20 protein-coding genes are annotated in these 21,670 nt (G+C 57.4%); 14 read left to right on the forward strand and 6 right to left on the reverse strand.

Features of this window, described 5'->3' with window-relative positions; all coding sequences use genetic code 11:
* Nucleotides 1–59 precede the first annotated feature (59 nt).
* A complete protein-coding gene (locus JFT91_RS18015) occupies nt 60–1,244 on the forward strand; it encodes a DUF2252 family protein (RefSeq protein WP_201233362.1) in 1,185 nt (394 codons plus the stop codon).
* Nucleotides 1,245–1,345: 101 nt separating this feature from the next.
* Here JFT91_RS18015 and JFT91_RS18020 read toward each other — a convergent pair whose 3' ends face one another.
* From JFT91_RS18020 to JFT91_RS18030, 3 genes are read right to left on the reverse strand one after another with little or no spacing between them, the layout of a single operon-like run.
* Complete coding sequence (locus tag JFT91_RS18020; protein WP_201233364.1) at nt 1,346–3,157, reverse strand: di-heme-cytochrome C peroxidase; 1,812 nt, start codon at nt 3,155–3,157, stop codon at nt 1,346–1,348.
* A 41-nt stretch (nt 3,158–3,198) separates the two neighbouring features.
* Nucleotides 3,199–3,996, reverse strand: a complete 798-nt coding sequence (locus JFT91_RS18025; protein ID WP_201233365.1) for a dienelactone hydrolase family protein — start codon at nt 3,994–3,996, stop codon at nt 3,199–3,201.
* A gap of 15 nt (nt 3,997–4,011) precedes the next feature.
* Entirely contained in the window at nt 4,012–5,367 is a 1,356-nt protein-coding gene (locus JFT91_RS18030) for an alpha/beta hydrolase (protein ID WP_201233367.1), read from the reverse strand.
* A 156-nt stretch (nt 5,368–5,523) separates the two neighbouring features.
* Here JFT91_RS18030 and JFT91_RS18035 point away from each other — a divergent pair, with 156 nt between their 5' ends.
* The 5 genes from JFT91_RS18035 (at nt 5,524) to JFT91_RS18055 (ending at nt 9,946) form a co-directional block, all read left to right on the forward strand.
* Nucleotides 5,524–5,961, forward strand: a complete 438-nt coding sequence (locus JFT91_RS18035) for a hypothetical protein (RefSeq protein ID WP_201233368.1) — start codon at nt 5,524–5,526, stop codon at nt 5,959–5,961.
* Nucleotides 5,958–6,428, forward strand: a complete 471-nt coding sequence (locus JFT91_RS18040) for a hypothetical protein (protein WP_201233369.1) — start codon at nt 5,958–5,960, stop codon at nt 6,426–6,428. Before JFT91_RS18035 ends, JFT91_RS18040 begins: the two co-directional genes overlap by 4 nt.
* A gap of 277 nt (nt 6,429–6,705) precedes the next feature.
* The gene (locus JFT91_RS18045; RefSeq protein ID WP_201233370.1) at nt 6,706–7,995 is read left to right on the forward strand and encodes an NAD(P)/FAD-dependent oxidoreductase; all 1,290 of its coding nucleotides are present in this window, start codon (nt 6,706–6,708) and stop codon (nt 7,993–7,995) included.
* Nucleotides 7,996–8,020: 25 nt separating this feature from the next.
* On the forward strand, nt 8,021–8,578 hold the full coding sequence (locus tag JFT91_RS18050; protein WP_201233371.1) for a helix-turn-helix domain-containing protein: 558 nt from the start codon (nt 8,021–8,023) through the stop codon (nt 8,576–8,578).
* A gap of 21 nt (nt 8,579–8,599) precedes the next feature.
* The gene (locus JFT91_RS18055) at nt 8,600–9,946 is read left to right on the forward strand and encodes a glutamine synthetase family protein (RefSeq protein ID WP_201233373.1); all 1,347 of its coding nucleotides are present in this window, start codon (nt 8,600–8,602) and stop codon (nt 9,944–9,946) included.
* A 68-nt stretch (nt 9,947–10,014) separates the two neighbouring features.
* On the opposite strand, the gene JFT91_RS18060 is transcribed toward JFT91_RS18055, so the two are convergent.
* The 3 genes from JFT91_RS18060 to JFT91_RS18070 form a co-directional block, all read right to left on the reverse strand.
* Entirely contained in the window at nt 10,015–11,103 is a 1,089-nt protein-coding gene (locus JFT91_RS18060) for a hypothetical protein (protein WP_201233374.1), read from the reverse strand.
* Between the two features lie 215 nt (nt 11,104–11,318).
* Complete coding sequence (locus tag JFT91_RS18065; RefSeq protein ID WP_201204267.1) at nt 11,319–11,732, reverse strand: hotdog domain-containing protein; 414 nt, start codon at nt 11,730–11,732, stop codon at nt 11,319–11,321.
* Between the two features lie 249 nt (nt 11,733–11,981).
* Nucleotides 11,982–12,899, reverse strand: coding sequence for a LysR family transcriptional regulator (locus JFT91_RS18070; protein ID WP_201203606.1), 918 nt, complete (start codon nt 12,897–12,899; stop codon nt 11,982–11,984).
* 146 nt (nt 12,900–13,045) lie between these two features.
* Between JFT91_RS18070 and JFT91_RS18075 the strand changes: the two genes are divergently transcribed.
* The 8 genes from JFT91_RS18075 to JFT91_RS18110 all read left to right on the forward strand — a co-directional run bounded on the left by JFT91_RS18075 (nt 13,046) and on the right by JFT91_RS18110 (nt 21,666).
* A complete protein-coding gene (locus tag JFT91_RS18075) occupies nt 13,046–13,297 on the forward strand; it encodes a hypothetical protein (protein WP_201203608.1) in 252 nt (83 codons plus the stop codon).
* A gap of 75 nt (nt 13,298–13,372) precedes the next feature.
* On the forward strand, nt 13,373–13,990 hold the full coding sequence (locus JFT91_RS18080; RefSeq protein ID WP_201203610.1) for an NAD(P)H-dependent oxidoreductase: 618 nt from the start codon (nt 13,373–13,375) through the stop codon (nt 13,988–13,990).
* 46 nt (nt 13,991–14,036) lie between these two features.
* Nucleotides 14,037–14,933: an NmrA family NAD(P)-binding protein gene (locus JFT91_RS18085; protein WP_201203613.1), complete on the forward strand. Its 897-nt coding sequence runs from the start codon at nt 14,037–14,039 to the stop codon at nt 14,931–14,933.
* 304 nt (nt 14,934–15,237) lie between these two features.
* Complete coding sequence (locus JFT91_RS18090) at nt 15,238–15,579, forward strand: hypothetical protein (RefSeq protein WP_201233375.1); 342 nt, start codon at nt 15,238–15,240, stop codon at nt 15,577–15,579.
* A 99-nt stretch (nt 15,580–15,678) separates the two neighbouring features.
* On the forward strand, nt 15,679–16,935 hold the full coding sequence (locus JFT91_RS18095; RefSeq protein WP_201233376.1) for a TolC family protein: 1,257 nt from the start codon (nt 15,679–15,681) through the stop codon (nt 16,933–16,935).
* Nucleotides 16,932–18,179 (forward strand): efflux RND transporter periplasmic adaptor subunit, encoded by a 1,248-nt coding sequence (locus JFT91_RS18100; protein WP_201233377.1) that lies wholly within the window; start codon nt 16,932–16,934, stop codon nt 18,177–18,179. Before JFT91_RS18095 ends, JFT91_RS18100 begins: the two co-directional genes overlap by 4 nt.
* Nucleotides 18,176–21,334: an efflux RND transporter permease subunit gene (locus tag JFT91_RS18105; protein ID WP_201233378.1), complete on the forward strand. Its 3,159-nt coding sequence runs from the start codon at nt 18,176–18,178 to the stop codon at nt 21,332–21,334. Before JFT91_RS18100 ends, JFT91_RS18105 begins: the two co-directional genes overlap by 4 nt.
* Nucleotides 21,331–21,666 (forward strand): copper-binding protein, encoded by a 336-nt coding sequence (locus tag JFT91_RS18110; protein ID WP_201233379.1) that lies wholly within the window; start codon nt 21,331–21,333, stop codon nt 21,664–21,666. The genes JFT91_RS18105 and JFT91_RS18110 overlap by 4 nt, the downstream gene beginning before the upstream one ends.
* The last annotated feature ends 4 nt before the right edge of the window (nt 21,667–21,670 follow it).

The following is a 21,670-nucleotide window of genomic DNA, read 5'->3' on the forward strand; positions in this document are numbered from 1 at the left end:
TTTGAAACATTCATGGGGCGCGGGCGGTCAACAGGTCACATTCACGATAAGAAGCGCCCATGAAAATCCCACGGCCATCCGCACGCCTTGAACCGCTGTCGCAACTGCGCAATCTGAAAATGGCCCGCTCGGCGCACGCTTATGTAAGGGGCAGCACCGTGCAGTTTTACGAATGGCTGCACAGTCAACCTGGGCGCAGCCTGCCCAAAGGCCCGGCGGTGTGGATCTGTGGCGACTGCCATGCCGGCAATCTGGGGCCGACCGGCGATTTGAAAGGCAAAATCGACATTCATATCCGCGACCTCGATCAGACCGTCATCGGCAACCCGGCGCATGATCTGGTGCGTTTGGCGCTGTCGCTGGCCACTGCCGCCCGAGGCTCGGATTTACCCGGTGTGGCCACCGCACGCATGCTCGAAGAAATGATGCGCGGCTACGAGCAAGCCTTTGAAGGTGATCTGGATGAAGAGCCGCCGCGCCCGGCTCAGGTCAAAGCCGGGATGCGCAGCGCGGTGCAGCGCACCTGGAAGCATCTGGCTCAAGAACGCATCGAGAACACCAAGCCGACGATTCCGCTAGGCAAGCAATTCTGGACGCTGTCCCGGCCTGAACGGGCGGCGCTGAAAGCGCTGTGTGCCACACCAGAAATCCACACACTGGTGACTTCGCTAAAGGGCCGGTCAAAGGACGACAGGGTAAAAATGCTCGACTCGGCGTATTGGGTCAAAGGCTGCAGTTCGCTGGGGTTGCAGCGCTATGCGGTGTTGCTGGGCGTGGGTGAGGAGGACGATCAGGAATATTGCCTGCTGGATGTCAAAGAGGCCGTTGGCGCCGCCGCACCACGTGCAGCACGCGCCTCGATGCCTCGCGACAACGGCAAACGTGTGGTCGAAGGGGCGCGTTTCCTGTCACCGGGGCTGGGCAATCGGATGATTGCGACACGTATGCTTGATCACGGATTCTTCATCCGCGAGTTGCTGCCGCAGGACATGAAACTTGAACTGGATCAGTTGAGCCAACGCGATGCGATGCTCGCGGCCGGTTATCTGGCGCGGGTCGTGGGGCTGGCCCATGCGCGTCAGATGGATCTGTCGACGAGAGCCTCATGGATAGGCGAGCTGCAAGCCTGCCGTTCGAAAACCCTCGATGCGCCGTCGTGGCTGTGGACGAGTGTGGTGCAACTGGTCGGTAATCATGAGCGCGGGTATCTGGAACATTGTCGTCGGTACGCGTTGGCGCATTGATGAAACGTCGACAGCGTGCCATGGAACTGCTGGCGGCGCGTAATGCAAAAAGTGCCCGGAATGTTGATCCGGGCACTTCGCTGGCCGAGTTGCCCTGTGCATCAAAGGGTTTTCATGTACTCGATCAGCGCATAGCGTTCATCATCATTGAATGAAGACGCGCCATAGTCATGGCCCGCATTGGAGTTGCCCGGTAAAGACGTGTCGAAGGTAAACGGACTGCCGGGACCGTTGGCATCAACAAAACCGACATTCTTCGGATCAAAGATGATCGAACCGGTCTTGAAGCTGGAAGGACGCTCGCTGGGCGGGCGAAGCAGGTCAAACAATGTCCGTACCGAACCATTGTGCAAGTAAGGGGAAGTTGCCCAGATGCCAGTGAGAGGGCGCGCCTTGTAGGCCAGAGTCGGATACTTTTTGATATCGAGGGCAAGCTTGTAGCAGGCGCTGAGCCGGCGGCTCCTTTCTGACTGGAAGGATCGCAGGAAAGCAAACGTGCCTGTGCGCGAAGGCCTTACGGCTACTGGTTCGACGTCAAGGAAATCCGCCAATGCCAACCCTAGTATGTCTGGGGTCTGATTCAATAAAACTTCTCTCGCCGTCACACCCAGTTGAGTCACCAAAGGCGACTGATCGGTGATTTCACCAATGAGTTTGTTCAGGTGCGCGCCTTTTAGCTTGCCGGGGTCGCTGATGAACTGGACGGCGTTGCACGCCATCCATGGGTCGGTCGCAATTGATTTTGAGGTTTCGGTGTCTGCGGTGATCGTCGCCATCTGGGCGAAGACCTTGGTTTTCAGATCATCGCGTGCAAGCGGCAAGTGACAGCTTGAGCAATGGCGGGCGAACAACTCAGCGCCGTGTGGTGTTTTGCTTGTGTCGATCGCACCAAGCTTTTCTGGCCATTTCGGTGGTTTGAGACGCTCCAGCGTGCGCTCAAGTGTATCCAGGTTACTCACTCGTACGCTGGAGTCGAATCCTTTCAGGAACGTATCCGCACGAAACGCCACATCCCCGAACACCCCCACCACTTCGGAGGCGTTGCGCGCGAGAGCACCTATATCCAAGCCGTGTTTGCTCAATCGCGCGTTAGGCGCAACCCCGTTCCACTGCACTTTGTCGTGCTGGGGAGTGTTCCAGAGAAATGGATAGCTGACCGGAGCATCAGATGGATTGGGGGTCGGGTCAGGTGCGTCATTGAGTTGTGCGACGCGGTTGAGAATGTGCCCGACAGCGTCGACACGGCCTGGCCCATATTCAAGATCTGTGTGATTGAGCGAGGCGCTTTTTGCAAGAAACTGGTTCAGCGTGTTCAATGCATTGGATAACAGTCCACGATTTTGTTCGGTGTCTGCGTCAGCCAGGACTTTGACTGCAAAGCGATCGAATTTCTGGCCGTCGCTGTGGGTCTCGGTCAGTGCCTCGCGAAAGGCCTGGAAAAACTTCTGGTAATCGGCATTGGTTGGGCCTCCCTGTATTTCCCAGGTATGGCCGCCGTAGGAAATATTCGCTGTATGGCAGGCCGCACAGTTCATTCCCACCCAGGGTTCCTGATTGGATTGTCCGCTTTGCCAGCGCAGTCGTGAAAACGTCAACGCCTTGTCGTTGCCTTGATCGACGACAAAGCCACGGGGCAACCGATAGCTGCGGTAGGCGAACTCCAGAGTTCGCGGCGTATAGCCAAAAGTCTGGACGTTAGCGTCGGACATAAAGGGCACTTTCGAGCCTTTTATTTCTAAAGCCATCATCCAGCTGAGCGGGATCAAGCGCGAACCTTGAGAGGTGTCCCGCCAGATTGCCAGGTCTTTTGCACTCCAGTTCTGATCCAGCGTGTAGTCGTCTGCCGGAACCAATGTCGAGTTCAGGGAAACGATTACGATGCCTGCCGCTACCAAGGCTGACTTCATTGTCATTTGCTCGTTCCTTCATGGCCGTTGCGTGGGGGGATGGCAGGCTACGCCTGCAAATGGAGATGCAAGAAATCGGTGACTCGTTGCAAGGCCAATCGAGTCGGGTGGTTTTGAGTGGGATTTTTTGCCGAGTCGTACTCATACGTCAGCAACGCGTGGTGGGTGCGCCGACCATCTGCTGGCGGTGCGTACGTGTAGACGATGCCGGTTTCTGCAAACGCCTGTTCGAGTCGCTGGATGCGCGGCGAAGTGCATAGCCGGTCATCGCTGAAGTGCTGGATCAGTATTGCGCAGCCCTTGGTCGCGGCAGTTCGGCTGGCTTCTTCAAGTTCGTCGTCGGCAATGTTCAGTTCGCTCATCCAGGGGCCTTCACCTCTGCCGGTCAGCCAGTATCTGAACTTGAAGGGTATCGCCGGCTGGGATGCCACGGCCGCACCGACATTGGTTTCAAGAACCAGCGGAATGACAAATGCCCCGGTGACACACATTCCAATGACGCCGATACGGTCATGGCCGCGTGTGGCACCCAGCTCTTTGACAAGGGCACGCAACCAATCACTGACAGGTGCACTTCGACCCGCCTTGAGATAGGCAAACTCCTTGCTGATGCAACGGAAGTATCCCTTCAGCAAGGAGCCCTTTTCTTGCGGTTGGCCGAACAGCAGCGGTATGTACACCTGGAACCCGGCGTTGATCAATCGCTCGGCGAATTGCAGGGTGTCGCGGGTTAGCCCTGGCAATTCATGCATGACCAGGATTGGGATACCGTTGCCCTTCATGTAGACGGTATGGGTGTAGTCCGAATGGCTGAAAACAAATGACTGGTATCCACTCATGTCCATTACTGGCCTCCAGCATCAGTTGCTTATTGTCTGGGTGATCAGGCCACCAATGAAGGTCATCAGCTGGCAGCTATAAATTCCCCCGTGTCCGTCAATGATCGGCGCAGACACTTTGACGTTCAGCACGGGGTTGTGGTCCGGTGGATTTTTCAATTGCGGATTCTTCTCAAACATCAGAACAAAGTATTTTGGTGTGCCGTCTTTCTGCTTTTGTTGCGAAGTGAACGTGGCGATGCTTGCGTGCGCCGTCGTTGAAAGTTTGGTCAGGCTCATTCGCAGTTCAGCCCGTTTAAGAGGGTTAACGTACTGTTCGCATCCCTCAAAGGTTTGCCGCTCGGCGCTGTCAGTCGAATATTGCGGAGAAGAAAGAAAGTGTGTCTGGTAGGGGCCGTAGTGACCAACAGCCGTTGAGTTGGCTTGATAACCTTCAGGTACATCAGCGGTGTACTTCTGAAATCTGGCCCTGGGTGCCCGGGCGATGTGAAAAGCCCGCTTTGTCGCCAGATCCGTCGTGCCGGTCACGATTGCCAGAACCGGCTGCTGATCTTTCGTGTAATGACAACCCATACTCAGTTTCTGCAAGGTGGCCAAGCGCATTGCCTCGAACGCAGGGTTGATCAGAACGACCAGATCTCCGACTGTTTTCAGAGATTCCTTCGGGTTCTTCTGGCAACCGGTAGTCGAAAGTTCGTCGGCTGGATCGAAGCTCGTGCTCTGAGTGAATCGCTCGACCAATATTGGTGCCAGCGCTGTATACAGAACAGCGGCACCGAAACTATGACCAATGAATACCAAACGGCTTTGTGTATCTTCTTTTGCCTGAAGCTGGCTGTTGCTGTTACGCCGCACGCGCTCTTTATCCAGACGCAGCAACACTTCGGTGACCGCGCCACTGCCGACACTGTGCGCTGTCTGTTTACGATCCCAGAACGTGATCAGATCAAGTGGCGAGTTTCTGGCAAATACCTGGCCTCGCCACCCCATGTACAGTCCGATCACCTTGCGCTTGCAACCATCCATCGCAGCGATGTTGCGCATTGCCAGTTTGAACTCACGGACATCTTCATCATCCGGCGCCGCGGAGTGCCTCCAGCCGTGCAAGTACGTCACGATTAGGACTGGCCCTTGAACTGCCCGGATGTCTGCCATTTGCGCTTCAAACGCGGCAGGATTCAGCAGGTTGCCGTATTCGTCGAACTCTACGAAACCATGCTGGAAATCAGCCTTGCGGGCGTCATCAGCCGAGCAGGAAGCCAGCGGGGTGTCGAGGTCGTAGTTTTTCAGGTATGGGGGAGCAGGGTGATACTGTTTGAGCGGGGCACAGCCAGGGAGCGTCAGGCCCAACACAATGACCATGATCAGTGCGCGCATCACCATCGTCCTCTGTTTGTTGCATCCTGATTTGCAGAGTAGAAGGTTTTTGTATCGATGCTGGCATTTTGTTATGCCCGTTCAGTGCTCCTGGAGCTGACGTGTACTACTGTTCGATAAAACATCTCCCTGAAACCACAGCAAGGATGCGCGAAATTGAATTCATTTCGGACTTTTGCAAAAGCAGTCCCATGGCTCGCTGTCGTTTTAATGCAGGTGGGTTGCTCTACTGATCAGCAGATTCACCAGTTGAAAGCTGTTCCAGCGAAACCCGGCTCCGCTACATCGACCAGCGCGAAGGGTTCAACTGTCGACGATCCGAGCGTCTTTTTCGCAAAGGATGGGCATTTTTATACCGCTGGTTACGTCGCTTATCTGGCGGGGTATCACGACCTTGATAAGCTCCAGCGAATTTCGTGTTTCACTCAAACTCCCGATGAGGAGTTATGGAAACTCAACGCTGTGCCTGTCTCCATTTACGGCATTGCACCTGGGCTCTGGAGCTATCGACGTCAAGTCGTGAATGGACTTCATTCTTTGCACGGGGGCGACACAGCGGCGGTTGATGAGCGAAGGGCACGCCTGAAAAAATGATTGAGGAGGCCGTCAAACCAGATTCTGGTGTTCCTGATTGGCAATTGGGTTTCTTGATTCACGCGTTTGGCGATAGTTATGCGCATGTGAAAGGAAAACCACCCGAGGCGTATGGGCCGGGTGTCGGGCATTTGTTTGACTCGCTCTTTGGTGATGATCCCGACGCGATTTTCATCAACCATCACTATGAAAAATACAACGCTTACGTGAACTCACTGTTTGCGGCGCTTTCCAGTGGCCACCCCGACTCAGCGCCAGACGAGGCGGCGCTTCAAACTTTTACCGGGGAAATCGCCAGACAGGCCGCCGAAGGTAATGATCCAGACAAAACAGTGACCATCACTATCAAGGGTGGGTCACCCACCTTCGATTGGGACAAGAACGATAAATTGTGCGAAAGCCTGAACACCCGAATTGCCAATAAAGACATTAATGACTTTCTCGAAAAGCTATCGAATGCGCTTTGACGCTAGTTGCAGGCCCCCAGCCATTTGATCGCGAGCTCTTTATTGGGTTGATCGTCCATCCTCGCCAGTTTGGCAGCGGTCGGGGCGACTTTTTCTTTGCAGTTGGCCTCGGCCAGAACCTGTGGGTTGAAGTTTCGCGCGACGTGTTGTGCGGCCAGGGCATTGTCGGGTCGCAGTTGTTGTTCTCAGTTACGATTTTTAATTTCGGGTTGCCGGCGTGAAATTTGTTCTGTAGATTTTCATGAAATTACAAGAACAGAATTTCATGAGGCCGCGAATGTTTCAGCAATCCCGTCAGCATGTCGCCAGTTATTACGCCCACAGTTGCGCCGATATCCTGAGTACCCGACCTGCGCTGGAGGGCGAACATGACACGGAAGTGGTGATCATCGGCGCCGGTTTCAGCGGCCTGCACACGGCGCTGCGCCTAGCGTTGGCCGGCAAACGGGTGACGCTGCTGGAAGCCAGTCGAGTGGCGTGGGCCGCTTCCGGGCGCAACGGCGGGCAAGCGATTCTGGGCTGGTCGTGTGACATGCCGCCGCTGGAAGCTGCGCTGGGCCATGAACGGGCGAAACGGTTGTGGGACGGCATGCGTTGGGCGGCGGAGGAACTGCGTGAACTGCCGGGGCGGCATGGTTTCGACTGCGACTATCGGCCCGGGCATCTGTGGACGTCGGTGATGCCGCGCCGGGTCAGCCTGCTCACCGAATGGCAACACGAGGCCAGCCACAAGTGGGGCCACGATGCCTTGCAGTTCATCCCACGTGAACATCTGCCTGAATGGGTCGCCAGCGAACGTTATCAGGCCGGCCTCTATGACCCGCAAGGCGCGCACCTCAATCCACTGAAACTCGCGCTGGGTCTGGCGGCCGCCATTGAGCAAGCCGGCGGGCGCATCTTTGAGCAGAGCAAAGCGCTGAGTTATCAGGAGGAGGGCACAGGCTTTCGGGTAAATACCGAGCGTGGAACGGTTCGCGCCGATGTGCTGGTGCTGGCGTGCAATGCCTACCTTGATGAACTCGATCCACAACTTGCCCGTTGCATCCTGCCGGTGGGCACTTATCAAGTCGCCACCGCCCCCCTGACGCCAGAACAGGCCACGGCACTGTTGCCAAGCAACGTCTGCGTCACCGACAACCAGTTCGTCCTCGATTACTTCCGCCGCACCCCGGATAACCGTTTGCTGTTTGGCGGCGGCTGCACTTACTTGGGCGGCATGCCCAAGGACATCGCGGCGGCAACCCGGCCGTTTCTTGAACGGGTGTTCCCGCAGCTCAAAGGCGTCGATCTGGAGTTTGCCTGGGGCGGGCACATCGATCTGACCCTCAATCGCACGCCGGACGTTGGCCGCGGGGGCAATCGTTACTGGCTGCAAGGCTACTCCGGCCACGGCGTGCTGCCGACGCTGGCCGCCGCCCGTGCTGTGTCTGCTGCAATTCTCGGCGATGCCGACGAATTGGCGTTGTATCAAGGCCTGAGCAATGGCCGTTTCCCCGGCGGCAAATACCTCGCCGCGCCGCTGGAAGCCATCGGCAAAGCCTGGTATCGACTGCGAGACAGCATTTGATGAGCTATTTTTCGGAATCCCGGCCATGAACAAGCAAGAAGAAATCGCCGCGCTGGCGATCCTCATCCACGACCTGCGCAAGCACAAGAAATGGACCCTGAAAGAACTGGCCGACAAGATCGGTCGTTCGGTGGGTTTTCTCTCGCAAGTCGAGCGCGGTTTGTCGCGGCCCACGGTCGCGGATCTCACCGCGATCAGTGAAACCTTCGGCGTGCCGACCACCTATTTCTACAGTTTGCCCAAGCCCAAAGAGCTGCCATGGGTGACCCGCCCGGACGAACGCCGCACGCTGTATTACGCCAATGGCATCACCGACATTCTGGTGTCGCCGCAGATCCGCGCGTCGTTTTCCATGCTCGAAAGTCATCTCGAAGCCGGCGCCAGCAGCGGCGACCGCCACTTGACCGACAGCTCGGAGCAGGGCGGCTACGTGCTCGAAGGCGAACTGACGCTATGGCTGGGCGATGACGAAGATCCGGTCACATTGAAGGCCGGCGACAGCTTTCAATTCGACAGCCACACCCGCTGCCGCTACGGCAACCTCACCGAGCACCTCACCCGCGTGCTCTGGGTCTACACCTGATAACAAAAAAGGATGAACACGATGGACGCTGTCTGCGCTGACCTGCTCGCTGAAGTACGGGCGTTTCGCCAACACTACCCTGAGGTGCGTTATGTCGACCTGATTTCCCTGGACATTCCCGGGCACTTCTACGGCAAGCGTTATCCCGTGGACATGCTCGAAAAAGTCGCCGCTGGCAGCGCCCTCAAACTGCCGCAAAACTGCGTGTTGCTGGGTGTGCAGGGCGGTTTGTTCGAGATTGGCGATTACTGCTTCAACGATGGCGACCCGGACGCCGTGCGCCGCTTAGTGCCCGGCACCTTGAAGCCGGTGACCTGGGAAGCGCAGCCGCTGGGGCAGATGCTGATCACCTCGGACGGCACCGAAAAACCGATCGAATTCGAACCGCGTGAAGTCCTTGCGCAGGTACTCAATCGTCTTGCGGGCAAAGGCATTCACCCGGTCGTAGCGTTCGAACTGGAGTTCTACCTGTTCGATAAAAAGCTGCGTGACGGCCTGCCGCAATTCCCTCGTGATGACTTCACTGATGACGCCGACGATCAACCGAACATGCACATCGAACGCCTGTCGCGCTTTGCGCCGGTGCTCGATGAAATGGTCGAGGCCACGCGCGCTCAAGGCATCGACGCCACCGTGATCACCGCAGAACTCGGCCCCGGCCAGTTCGAAATCAACTTCGGCCACCTCGACGACGGGTTGCGCGCCGCAGACTGGGCGGCGCTGTTCTGCCGCAGCACCCGAGGCGTTGCGCTCAAGCATGGTTATCGCGCCAGTTTCATGGCCAAACCGTACTTGCAGCATCCGGGGAGCGGCATGCATGTGCACGTCAGTCTTTACGATTCGGCGGGCAACAATCTGTTGGCCGCGAACGCCCAGCAACCGCTGCGCCACGCCGTCGCCGGGTGCCTGGAATTGCTGCCGCACAGCATGCCGATCTTTGCACCGAACCAGAATGCGATGCGACGTTTGGGCGGCACGGTGAACACCGCGACTAAAGCCAGCTGGGGCTTTGAGGACCGTGATGCGTGCCTGCGCATTCCGGAATCGGACGCGAAAAACCTGCGCGTGGAATATCGCCTGGCGGGCGCGGATGCCAATCCGTATCTGGTGCTGGCGGCGATTCTGGTGGGCCTTGAGCATGGGCTGGCATCGGGCAAAGAACCGATTGCGCCGCTCAATGAAGATCGCAGCAGCGGTATTGAATTTCCCAGGGAGATGTTCGAGGCCGTGCGTGCGATGCAGCATCAACCGCAGTTGCGTGAGGGGTTGGGCGCCGAGTTTGTCGATGTGTATTGCGAGAACAAACGCCAGGATCATCTGGCGTTCATGCAGGAGATCAGTGCGCGGGAGTATCGCTGGTATCTGTAAACCTGGCATTCAGCGTACGGCGGCTGCGCTCGCGTGAGTCAGCCGCACGGACGCTCAAACGTGCAGCGTTATTTTATTTGCGCGGCTTCCTTACCGGCATTTCTATCCATGTAGAAGGAGCCGGCAGCGCCAGTACACATCAGCCCTAATGCTACGGGCATGAGGGGTTTCGGGAGGTGCCGCTTGGTCACCGGATTGAGGCCGAAAGCTGTTATGGCTGAGCCCAATAGCGACATGCTGCTGCACGACAGCGCTGCGAGTGAGTCCGCAGTGGCTTCTGGTGTTTTAGCGGCACTGTATTTTTGCCAGTCACCATGGACTGATTTCATGTTTGAGGCGACGTCGAGCGGTGGCAAATATTTGGTGAGGAGGGGAGTGGTAAATGACGCAAATCGTTTAAATTCACGCAAGTCAGCTATCTTGCCTTTCATGTTTCCCAATTCGTGCGCCAACGTACTTTCGATTGTTTGCACGGGAAATTCAGGCAGTGGATGAAAGGACTTGTAGGGCATGTTACGGAAGAGATTCTGGAACCCTTCGGCGGTGGTTTTTGGGTTGGACGTACCCGCAAGCGCTGACTCATACGCTGTATTCATTACCTTATAGAAATCGGGCGACTCCAATATCTTCGTATATTCTCTCTTGCCTATCGGCGTTAAGTACGGTTCTGCGAACAAAACGCCCCTCATTATCTTCATCCAGCCTGAATTATCGGCAATGTGTTGTTTCATCACATGCGTTGAGCCAGTGAGCAGTCTGTTCTTGACCGAGTCGTCCAGCAAGATTTCAGCCAGCCCGGCGCCGGCGCATACGCTGCTGATCACGTTGCTCAACGCGCCATGCGAAGAAGAAACTACCTCCGAAAAAGCCGATTCATCGAAGTGTCTCGAAGCGCTGACAAATTCCGCCTTAGAACTAAAGTAGTGAGTAATCAGAGGAGTCAGTTTGCTGAAAACCGGATAATTCGTGCCTGCCATTTCAACCATGACGCTACCCGCCAAGTGGAGGCACGTCATGCGTTTTTTGTTGGTGTCTGCTTCATCCAGGCCAACATACTCGCCCATGGGGCGACCGGGACTGCTGACTGGCTCCAGCTCGGGTGTTGATGCAACGTCGGAATCGGAATCGGAATCGGAATCGGAATCGTGCTCTGGCATGGTGTGGGCTCCCTGCACAATCGCTGACAACGCGTCAGCGAGAAGACTCGCCCTTAACAACGGGCATCCTTGTCTGATCGGAGCTTAAGCAATAGTTCATGAACAGCGATTACGCAATGAAAGGGCTGGAAGAGGACGGAGAATATGCTCATCAATGCCTGCTTCAGATAATTCCGCCTTCATTTCTCCAGAGCAATGCCTGATGACCTCGCGTTTCAACTCATGGGTACCGCGAACACCGCGCTCGCGCGTGCAACTGTTCGCTCACCGACATGCAGGCTGACGGCGGCAAACGCTAGTTGACGACCCTTTTTCGAGTGTTCAAGGCGCACTTCCAGCCATTCATTGATTTGAACTGCGCCGAGGTAATCCAGGGTCATGCTCGCCGTGATCAACGGCTGCGGAGGGTCGCTGGCAAACGCCATGGCATAGCCCATTCCAACATCGGCCAACGTCGCCAACACCCCTCCATGCAAAGTGCCACGTCCATTGGCATGGCGTGAGTCCGTCAACAACCCCAACTCCAGTTGCAGCCCACTGCCTCTGGCGTAAATCGGGCCGAGCAAATCAAGCAACGGGCTACTGCGGGTAACCGGAGTGAAACCCTCGGGAATCGCGGTGGTGTCCACAGTCTCTCCTTGTGCCGGCTACTGACCGGCGTCATTGACTTGTACTTCGACTCACTCGGGGTTTATGGGGAATCACACAATGGGGCAAGCACTATACGATTGCGGAATTTGCATTGATAACCTTGTGCTCTGAGGGGCTGCAATCGATTTCAAACCGAGACCGTGAGCGAGTAGGTGAACTTCCAGCCTCTAGTAATACTAGAAATCATCGATGCGTTTCGGGAGGCGGTCACCGTTCTCCGTGAGCACTCATTCAGGCTTCCACAATTCATTCCTTTGCATCAAATCACTCACCCAGTCAGTGACTGCCCTGACGCGAGCGGACAAGTGCCGGGTATATGGATAGACCAGTGAAAGGGTAATCGACTCTAGCCTCCAATCCGGGAGAACCTCGGTCAATAACCCCTGCTCAATAAGTGGCTGCGCTTCCGCCCTCGGTACAAAAGCGATTCCCAGTCCGGCAACCGTAGCGGCGGTATGGGCGCTACCGTTGTTGAAGTACATCGATACCGGCACATCCAGGCTGAATGATTTGTCACCACGAAACATAGTGGGCAGGTACCGTCGGTTGTTAGCCGAAAATCTGTAGCCCAAATTACGATGTTGGAATAAATCTTCCGGCGCCGAAAGGCTCGGGGCTTCTCGCAAATAGTCAGGAGAGGCACAGAGTGCCAGTTGAACTTGCCCAATGATCTTGCAGACCAGGTTTGGGTCCGTTACGACGCCGCCCCTGATCGCGCAATCAATGCCTTCTTGTACCAGGTCCACGACTCGATCGCTACAGCCTATATCCAGATGGATATTGGGGTACTGCACGGTAAATTCGCGCAGTGCCGGGACGACTAACAGCAAGCCAACCCCCGCTGGCATTTCAATGTGTACCCGGCCACGCGCAGCGCTGCGGCTCAAAGAAACGGAGGCTTCCAGATCGTCGACATCTTCTAGAACGGCTCTGGCACGCAGGTAGTACGCGGCCCCTTCAGTAGTGGGGGAAACCTTTCGGGTGGTGCGGTGCAACAGCTTGATCCCCAGTAGTAACTCCAAGGCCTGGATTTGTCCCGAAACGGTCGTTTTCGCAAGCCCCAATGACTCGGCGGCACCGCCGAAGCTTCCTATCTCGACGATCCTGCAAAAGGCCCGCATTGCTTCCAGTCGATCCAGTGCCATTGTCCGAGTTCTCGTAATATAAAACCGATTTTGGCTAGATTATCTCGCATTTCCGTTCACGTAAACTGCGCAGCCTTGATAGGTGGTCCTTACATGGCAGGCCTATACATCAACTAGCTATGTTCAATGTTGTCTGGAAAAAGTTTATGAACAGTGTTTTGAAAGTGTTTGCTATTGCGTCTTTGATCGTGGTCCCTGTCGCGAGTTTTGCTGCTGATGGTGCGGAGGCGCTTCAACGGCATCATGAGCGTAACAAACAACGGTTTAATGAGATTGAAATGCGGGTACAGAGTAAAAAAGCTATTGAAACAGATAAACCTGTTGTTTCTCAGGAGGAGAATAAATCTTCAGGCGAGGTGGAAGAAGCTAATGCACGCGCGGCTAAAGAGGCAGGCTGATATCGGCTTGGTTAGTCGGCAACTTCTGGCGAAATTACCAATATTGAATTGAATGTATTAATTGGCAGGACACTTATGAGTAATCAGGTTCGAAAAGCACTTATCGTTGTCACTCACCCCGTTCCAGGTTCCCTCAGTCATGTTATTGCCGATCGTATCAGCGAAGACCTTGTCGGGCGGGACATCGAAGTAGAGATCGCGGACCTTCATGCGGAAGGCTTTTCGCCGGCAATGACTGCAGGGGATGTAATGCTCTACCGCGGGGTCGGTGAAGTTGCCTCTGAGATCGCACGTGAACAGGCGAGGGTAGATCAGGCTGACATGCTCGTGTTCGTTTTTCCTGTTTATTGGTGGTCTGTCCCCTCGATGCTCAAGGGATGGTTCGAGCGCGTATTTAACGGAGGATGGGCTTATAGCGTCGATGAGAAGGGGCGGGTTGTTGGCACCATGCGCGACATTCCCGTGCTGCTTGTCGCAACGGCAGCCGGCAATGAAAGTGGCTATGAACGCCATGGCTATGCACAGGCGATTCAGAATCAGATCGTGGACGGTATCTTCGGATATGTCGGCATGAAAAATACGCAGGTCGCCTATTTCTATGACGCGGACAACGCCACGAACGAGCGGATTGAACAGTTCGTTGAAGCCGCAACCCCGCAGTTGGAAAAAGCGCAGCTTCTGTCCACGGTGTGACGGTCAAAACCGTCACAAGGCATCGGCTCATCGTAAAGGAGATAGCATGGAAAAAGTATTGATCCTGGGCGCGACCGGCAATATCGGCGCCCTTGCAGCAGACCGGCTCGTTCGTGAAAACGTAAGTCTGCGCCTCGTGTCCAGCCGCGAAAGCGGCGTCAAGTCGCTCCGTGAACGTTTTCCCAGTGCTGAGGTTCTGCAGGCGGATTGGTATGACCCCGCGAGCCTGAAAGCGGCGATGCGAGGCGTGGATCGGCTGTTCATCGTCACGCCAGACTTCGTGACGGACGAAACGGTGGTGACACCTAACATCATTGATGCTGTCCGGGAGGCGGGCAGCGTTTCGCAGATCGTGCGCCTGACCGCGATACCACCCGGTTTGAAGGCGACGGATATTTCCAGGGAAGTGCTGGCAACCCGCTGCGGTGCAGCCCAGCATATGGTTGCCAAGCCGCTCCTGGACGCAAGCGGATTGCCGATCACCTATCTTAATGTCGCTTGCTGGATCATGTTCAACTTGTCCTGGTACCTGGCGGAACCGGTCAAGACCCAACAGCAGCTTCTTATGCCGGCTGTGACCGACGCACGCCGCCGTTGGGTGTCCGAGGAAGATATCGCTGATGTTATCGCCAGAATACTCACGGACACACCGGAGGACCATATTGGGCAAGACTACCTGATGACCGGTGCGGAGCAATTCGATTACAAGGATGTTGCGCAACTACTCAGCGATGTGACCGGCAAGACAATCACTTATGTCGACGATGATTCAATGTTAAAGACTTCGATGGGTGACTATTTCGACGCATTGATGACTTACTACACCCACGAGTCGCGTGATTATCTGTCGGTACCGGCCAGCGATGCGAAGTTGAAGATTTTGGGAGTACGTCAGACGACGCTGGCGGAATACCTGGCTCAGAATATTGCTATGTTTATCTGAAGTGTCTGCGGACGTATTTGATTGAAGCGGCATAACTTGATTCTGTATTAGTAGCTTTTGGCCGTAAATGGTCCCGAGGTGAATGTCAGCTAATGGCCGATAGCCGCCGCCCGCGAAAAGCAGCTTTTGGACAAAGGAGGGCAGTGAACAATCACGTTCAGCCGCTTTCGCAGACGGAAAAAACTAATCCTCGCTTAATACTCATGCGTTTATATCCCGCGCATCCAACGTCTCGCGCACGGCATTCGCGGGCCTGTGTTCAATCGATTGTTCGCGCCAGATCTGACGGCTACACTCCAACCCCATGAAACGCTATCTGCGGTTTTGCCTCATTTTCGTCATTAGCCTGGCGCTTCCCCTCAGCGGGATGGCGGGGGTGCAGGCGCCGACAGAACCGTGCCCGATGAAGACGATGGGCATGGCGATGATGGACGACATGGGCATGGATTGTTGCAATGACATGAAAAGTCCGACCGAGCACGGCAAACCCTGCAAACCAGGCCAGGAGTGCAAGACGGGAGGCATGCTGCAAGTGTCGATCGTCAAGCCGCCCGTGACCTTGTTCAGCCCCGTTGTGCTGGCCCTTGCCAGCGATTCCGTTGCTGTGCCGACCCTGTCCGGGGTCTGGCGACCGCCTCGCATCTGATTCCTGTCCGTTATTGAACCTCATCCTGTTTTAACGGGATGGCATGGCTGTGCGCATCTCTTTTGATGCGCTCAGCGGATCATCACAGGAATCGCAAACATGAACTCCAAGTGCTTTTGCACAGGCTGGTCCCTCGTGGCCGGCCTGGCGGCAAGCGTACTGGCCTTGCCGAGCTTCGCTGCCGCGCTGACGCTCGACGAAGCCTTGCGGCTGGCCGAAAACACCGCGCCGTCGCTGGCGGCACAGGATGCAAAGATTCAGGCGGCCAGCAGTGCGGCTATTCCAGCGGGTGAATTGCCCGACCCGAAGCTGCTCGCAGGCTTGCAGAACTATCCCATCGGCGGCCCGGATCGCTGGAGCGTCAACGACGACTTCATGACCATGCAAATGGTCGGCGTCAGGCAAGACATGCTCAATGGTGACAAACGCAAGGCGCGTATCGAGGTGGCCAACGCCGCTGTTGATCGCGCTGCTGCGGAGCGTCAGGTCGAACGGCTGAACGTTCGTCAGGCCACGGCGTTGGCGTGGATCAGCAGCTATTCGGTGGAACGCAAAGACGCGCTGTTCCAGGACTTCTACAAGGAGAACCGCCTGCTCAGCGACACCGTCCGCGCACAGATTGCCGGCGGTCGCGCACAACCGGCCGATGCCGTGACACCCAAGCAGGAAGCGGCGCAACTGGCCGAGCAGCAGGACGACCTGATTCGTCAGCGGGCGCAAGCGCGTGCGGCGCTGAAACGCTGGATCGGTCCCGCCGCCAACGAAACACCAGTGGGTAGTCTGCCGCAGTGGCCGGTCGATAACTCAGGCCTGCCGCATAAGCTGCAACACCATCCCGAACTGGCCGCGTATGGGCCGATGACCCGCGAAGCGCAAGCCCGGGTTCGCGAAGCGCAAGCGGAAAAGAAACCCGATTGGAGTTGGGAAGTCGATTATCAGCACCGCGACCGGCAGTTCGGCGACATGGTCAGCGTGCAACTTTCCTGGGATCTACCGCTGTTTGCGCAGACCCGGCAAAACCCGAAAATTGCCGCCAGAGAAGCGCAAGTCAATCAACTCGAGTCCGAGCGCGAAGCCTTGTCCCGCGAGCACACCCAGCAACTGGAGAGCGAACTGGCTGACTATGAGCGGCTTGATCGTGCGGTCCAGCGCAATGCGCAAAGTCTGCTGCCGCTGGCCAAAGAGAAAGTCGACCTCAGCATGGCCAGTTACCGTGCCGGTAAAAGCGATTTGAATACCGTTGTCGCGGCCCGACGTGAACTCATCGAGGCGCGCCTCAAACAGGTCGACGTCGAGGAACAGCGAGCGCTGATCGGTGCGCGACTCTATTTTGCGTACGGGGAGGCCCGCCAATGAACCTTAAATGGAGCGGGGCATTGCTGGCAGGCGTTTCAATGGTCGTGGGACTTGCCGGCGGCTACTGGTTTGCACCTCAGCGCATCAGCGAGACGCCGGGCGCTGCGCCTGAGCAAAGCGCCAAGACATCGGATGAACGCAAGGCGCTGTATTGGTATGACCCGATGTACCCGCAACAAAAGTTCGATAAACCGGGGAAATCGCCGTTCATGGACATGCAACTGGTTGCGCAATACGCCAGTGGCAGCAACGATCAAGCGACGGTCAGCATCGATCCCGGCGTGGCTCAGAATCTCGGTCTGCGCTCGGCGACGGTGAACCGAGGGGTGGTTGAGTCCAGCCTTGATGTGACCGGTATCCTCGCCTTCAACGAGCGCGATGTCGCGGTCATTCAGGCTCGCACTCCAGGTTTTGTCGAGCGGGTTTACGCGCATGCCCCCGGTGATGTGCTCAAAGCCAACGCGGCGTTGGCGGATATTCTGGTGCCAGAGTGGGCGGCGGCGCAGACCGAATTTCTCGCCCTCAAAGGCAATGGTGATCGCGACTTGCTCGCGGCTGCCCGCCAGCGTTTACGCCTCACGGGAATGCCGCCGGCATTGATTGCGCAGGTCGAGCGTAGCGGTAAGGTCCAGCCTTATCTGACGCTGACCAGCCCGATTGGTGGCGTGCTGCAAGAGCTTGACCTGCGGATCGGCATGACCGTCGCGGCGGGCGAGACGCTGGCGCGTGTCAATGGTTTGAGCAGTGTCTGGCTGGCGGTGGCGGTGCCTGAATCGGTGGCCGGCGCCGTCGCCGTGGGGCAAACGGTCGAGGCGCAGTTCCCGGCCTTCCCGGGGACCAGGGTCAACGGCACCGTCAGCACGATTCTGGCGGACACCAACCCGGACAGCCGCACCCTGCGCGTGCGGGTCGAACTGCTCAATCCCGACGGGCGCCTCAGGCCCGGTCTGACGGCGCAAGTACGCTTGAACCGTGCAACCGGTCAGAGTGTGTTGTGGGTGCCGAGCGAGGCGGTGATTCGCACAGGCAAGCGCGCCTTGGTGATGCTTGCCGAAGACGCAGGCCGCTATCGCCCGGTGGCGGTGCAAACGGGGCAGGACAGCGATGGCAAAACCGTCATCGTCAGCGGTCTGGAGGAAGGCCAGAAAGTCATCACGTCCGGGCAGTTCCTGCTTGACTCGGAAGCCAGTCTCAAAGGCATCGTCGCCGGTCCAAATGATCAGCAGTCGGGAGGTCAGCCATGATCGCTGCGGTCATTCGCTGGTCCGTTGCCAACCGTTTTCTGGTGTTGCTGGCGACATTGTTCGTCACCGCCTGGGGGACATGGTCGGTACAGAACACGCCCATCGATGCGTTGCCCGATCTCTCGGACGTGCAAGTCATCATCCGCACGCCCTATGCGGGACAAGCTCCGCAAATTGTCGAGAATCAGGTGACCTACCCGTTGGCCACCACCATGCTCTCGGTGCCGGGGGCGAAAACAGTGCGCGGTTACTCATTCTTCGGTGACAGCTTTGTCTATGTGCTGTTTGAGGATGGGACCGACCTGTACTGGGCTCGTTCACGGGTGTTGGAGTACCTGAGCCAGATCCAGAGCCGCTTGCCGGCGAGCGCCAAACCGGCATTGGGTCCGGATGCGACGGGGGTAGGCTGGATTTATCAGTACGCACTGGTTGATCGCACCGGCGGCCACGACTTGGCACAGCTGCGCGCATTGCAGGACTGGTTCCTCAAGTTCGAACTGAAGACGCTGCCGAATGTGGCGGAAGTGGCGACGGTCGGTGGCATGGTCAAGCAATATCAGGTGCAGCTTGATCCGGCGAAACTGGCCAATCTCGGTGTCACTCAGACGCAAGTGACCGAGGCCATCGGCAAGGCCAATCAGGAAACCGGCGGCGCCGTGTTGGAGATGGCCGAGACCGAGTTCATCGTGCGTGCCTCCGGTTACCTGAAATCGCTCGATGATTTCCGGGCTATCCCGCTCAAGCTCGGCGCGGGCGGCGTACCCGTGACGCTAGGCGATGTCGCGACGATCCAGCTGGGCCCGGAAATGCGCCGCGGTATCAGCGAACTCGACGGCGAAGGCGAGGCCGTCGGTGGTGTGGTGATCCTGCGCAGCGGCAAAAATGCCCGGGAAACCATTGCCGCAGTGAAAAGCAAACTCGATGAACTGAAAAGCAGCCTGCCGCCCGGCGTGGAAATCATCACCACCTACGACCGCAGCAAGCTGATCGACCGTGCGGTGGAGAACCTCAGCCACAAGCTGCTCGAAGAATTCATCGTCGTCGCGTTGGTGTGCGGGATCTTTCTGTGGCATTTGCGCTCATCGTTGGTGGCAATCATCTCCCTGCCCGTCGGGGTGTTGATGGCCTTCATCGTCATGCGTTATCAGGGCCTCAACGCCAACATCATGTCCCTGGGCGGGATCGCCATTGCCATCGGCGCGATGGTCGATGCTGCCGTGGTGATGATCGAGAACGCCCACAAAAAAATCGAAGCGTGGCATGCGGCGCATCCCGGCGAGGAGCTGAAGGGCGAGCGACATTGGCAAGTAATGACCGAAGCCGCGGCCGAAGTCGGCCCCGCGCTGTTCTTCTGTCTGTTGATCATCACGCTGTCGTTCATCCCGGTGTTCACGCTGGAGGCGCAGGAGGGCAGGTTGTTCGGGCCGTTGGCGTTTACCAAAACCTACGCCATGGCTGCGGCGGCGGGGCTGTCGGTGACGCTGGTGCCGGTGCTGATGGGTTACTGGATTCGCGGGCGTATTCCCGGTGAACAACAGAACCCGTTGAACCGCTGGTTGATCCGGGTTTACCAACCGGCACTGGACGCGGTGTTGCGGCGCCCCAAGATCACCTTGATGGTCGCGTTGTTGGTGTTCGTCAGTGCGTTATGGCCCCTCTCGCGTCTGGGTGGCGAGTTTCTCCCGCCACTGGACGAGGGCGATCTGCTTTACATGCCGTCTGCCTTGCCCGGGCTATCGGCGCAGAAGGCCGCGCAACTGCTGCAACTGACCGATCGACTGATCAAGACCGTGCCCGAGGTGGCGCACGTCTTCGGTAAGGCCGGTCGAGCCGAAACCGCGACAGACCCGGCGCCACTGGAGATGTTCGAAACCACCATTTCATTCAAGCCCCATGAACAATGGCGACCGGGAATGACCCAGGAAAAACTGGTGGAAGAACTCGACCGCGTGGTGCGCGTGCCGGGCCTGACCAACATTTGGATTCCGCCGATTCGTAACCGCATCGACATGTTGGCGACCGGTATCAAAAGTCCCATCGGTGTAAAGGTCGCCGGTAGCAATTTGACGGAAATCGATGCGGTCACCCAAGCGGTCGAGCGCGTCGCGAAAAACGTCTCCGGCGTCAGCTCCGCACTGGCCGAACGCCTGACCGGCGGGCGCTACATCGACGTCGATATCGACCGCAAGGCAGCGGCCCGCTACGGCTTGAACATCGCCGATGTGCAGTCCATCGTCGCCGGCGCCATCGGTGGTGAAAACGTCGGGGAAACCATTGAAGGACTCGCCCGATTCCCGATCAACGTGCGTTATCCACGTGAGTGGCGCGACTCACCGGGCGCTCTGGAACAGCTGCCGATCTACACCGCGTCAGGCAACCAGATCACCCTCGGCACGGTGGCCAACATCAACATCACCGACGGTCCGCCGATGCTCAAGAGCGAGAACGCGCGGCCCTCGGGCTGGGTGTACATCGACGTGCGCGGACGGGACATCGCCTCGGTGGTCGCCGACCTGCGCCGGGTGGTCAACGAACAGGTCAAATTGCAGCCCGGCATGAGCCTGAGCTACTCGGGCCAGTTCGAGTTTCTCGAAAGGGCCAACGCACGGCTGAAACTGCTGGTGCCGGCGACGCTGCTGATCATCTTCGTCCTGCTTTACCTGACGTTCAGCCGGTTCGATGAAGCGCTGCTGATCATGGCCACGCTGCCGTTCGCACTGACGGGAGGCGCATGGTTCCTCTACCTGCTGGGGTTCAATCTGTCGGTCGCCACCGGCGTCGGCTTCATCGCCCTGGCCGGCGTTTCCGCCGAGTTCGGCGTGATCATGCTGCTCTACCTGAAAAACGCCTGGGCCGAACGCACAGAACTCGGCGACAACTCCGAGCGAGCGCTGGTCGCAGCTATTCGCGAAGGCGCCGTGCAGCGCGTACGCCCCAAAGCCATGACCGTGGCCGTGATCATCGCCGGCCTGCTGCCCATCCTGTTGGGCAGCGGCACGGGCAGCGAAGTGATGAGCCGCATTGCCGCGCCGATGGTCGGCGGAATGGTCACGGCGCCGCTGCTTTCGTTGTTTGTCATTCCGGCGGCGTATCGGTTGATGCGTCGGCGCAATCTTTCTGCTGAACCCGTTACCGTTGAAGGAAAAATTGTATGAAACCGAGTTTGATTGTTGTCGCTGGAATAGCGGGTGTGCTGTCGTTTGCTGCGTGGGCGGAGGACATGCCGGGAATGAAAATGGAGGGAATGGCGCCACAATTGAAGCAGGCGCCCGTTGCAAATGCTGAGGGCACGATCAAGGCGATTGATCCTGCCGGGCATACAGTGACGCTTGCCCATGGCGCGGTCCCGGCATTGCAATGGCCGCCGATGACTATGGGGTTTTCCGTGACCGAGGAGCAGTTGGCCGGGTTGGCGGTTGGCGATCGGGTGTCGTTTTCTTTCCGGATGGAGGAGGGGAAGGCGACGATTGTTTCTATGAAGAAGTAAGGGC

Origin of the sequence: Pseudomonas sp. TH08, assembly GCF_016651275.1 — a bacterium.
Lineage (GTDB): Bacteria > Pseudomonadota > Gammaproteobacteria > Pseudomonadales > Pseudomonadaceae > Aquipseudomonas.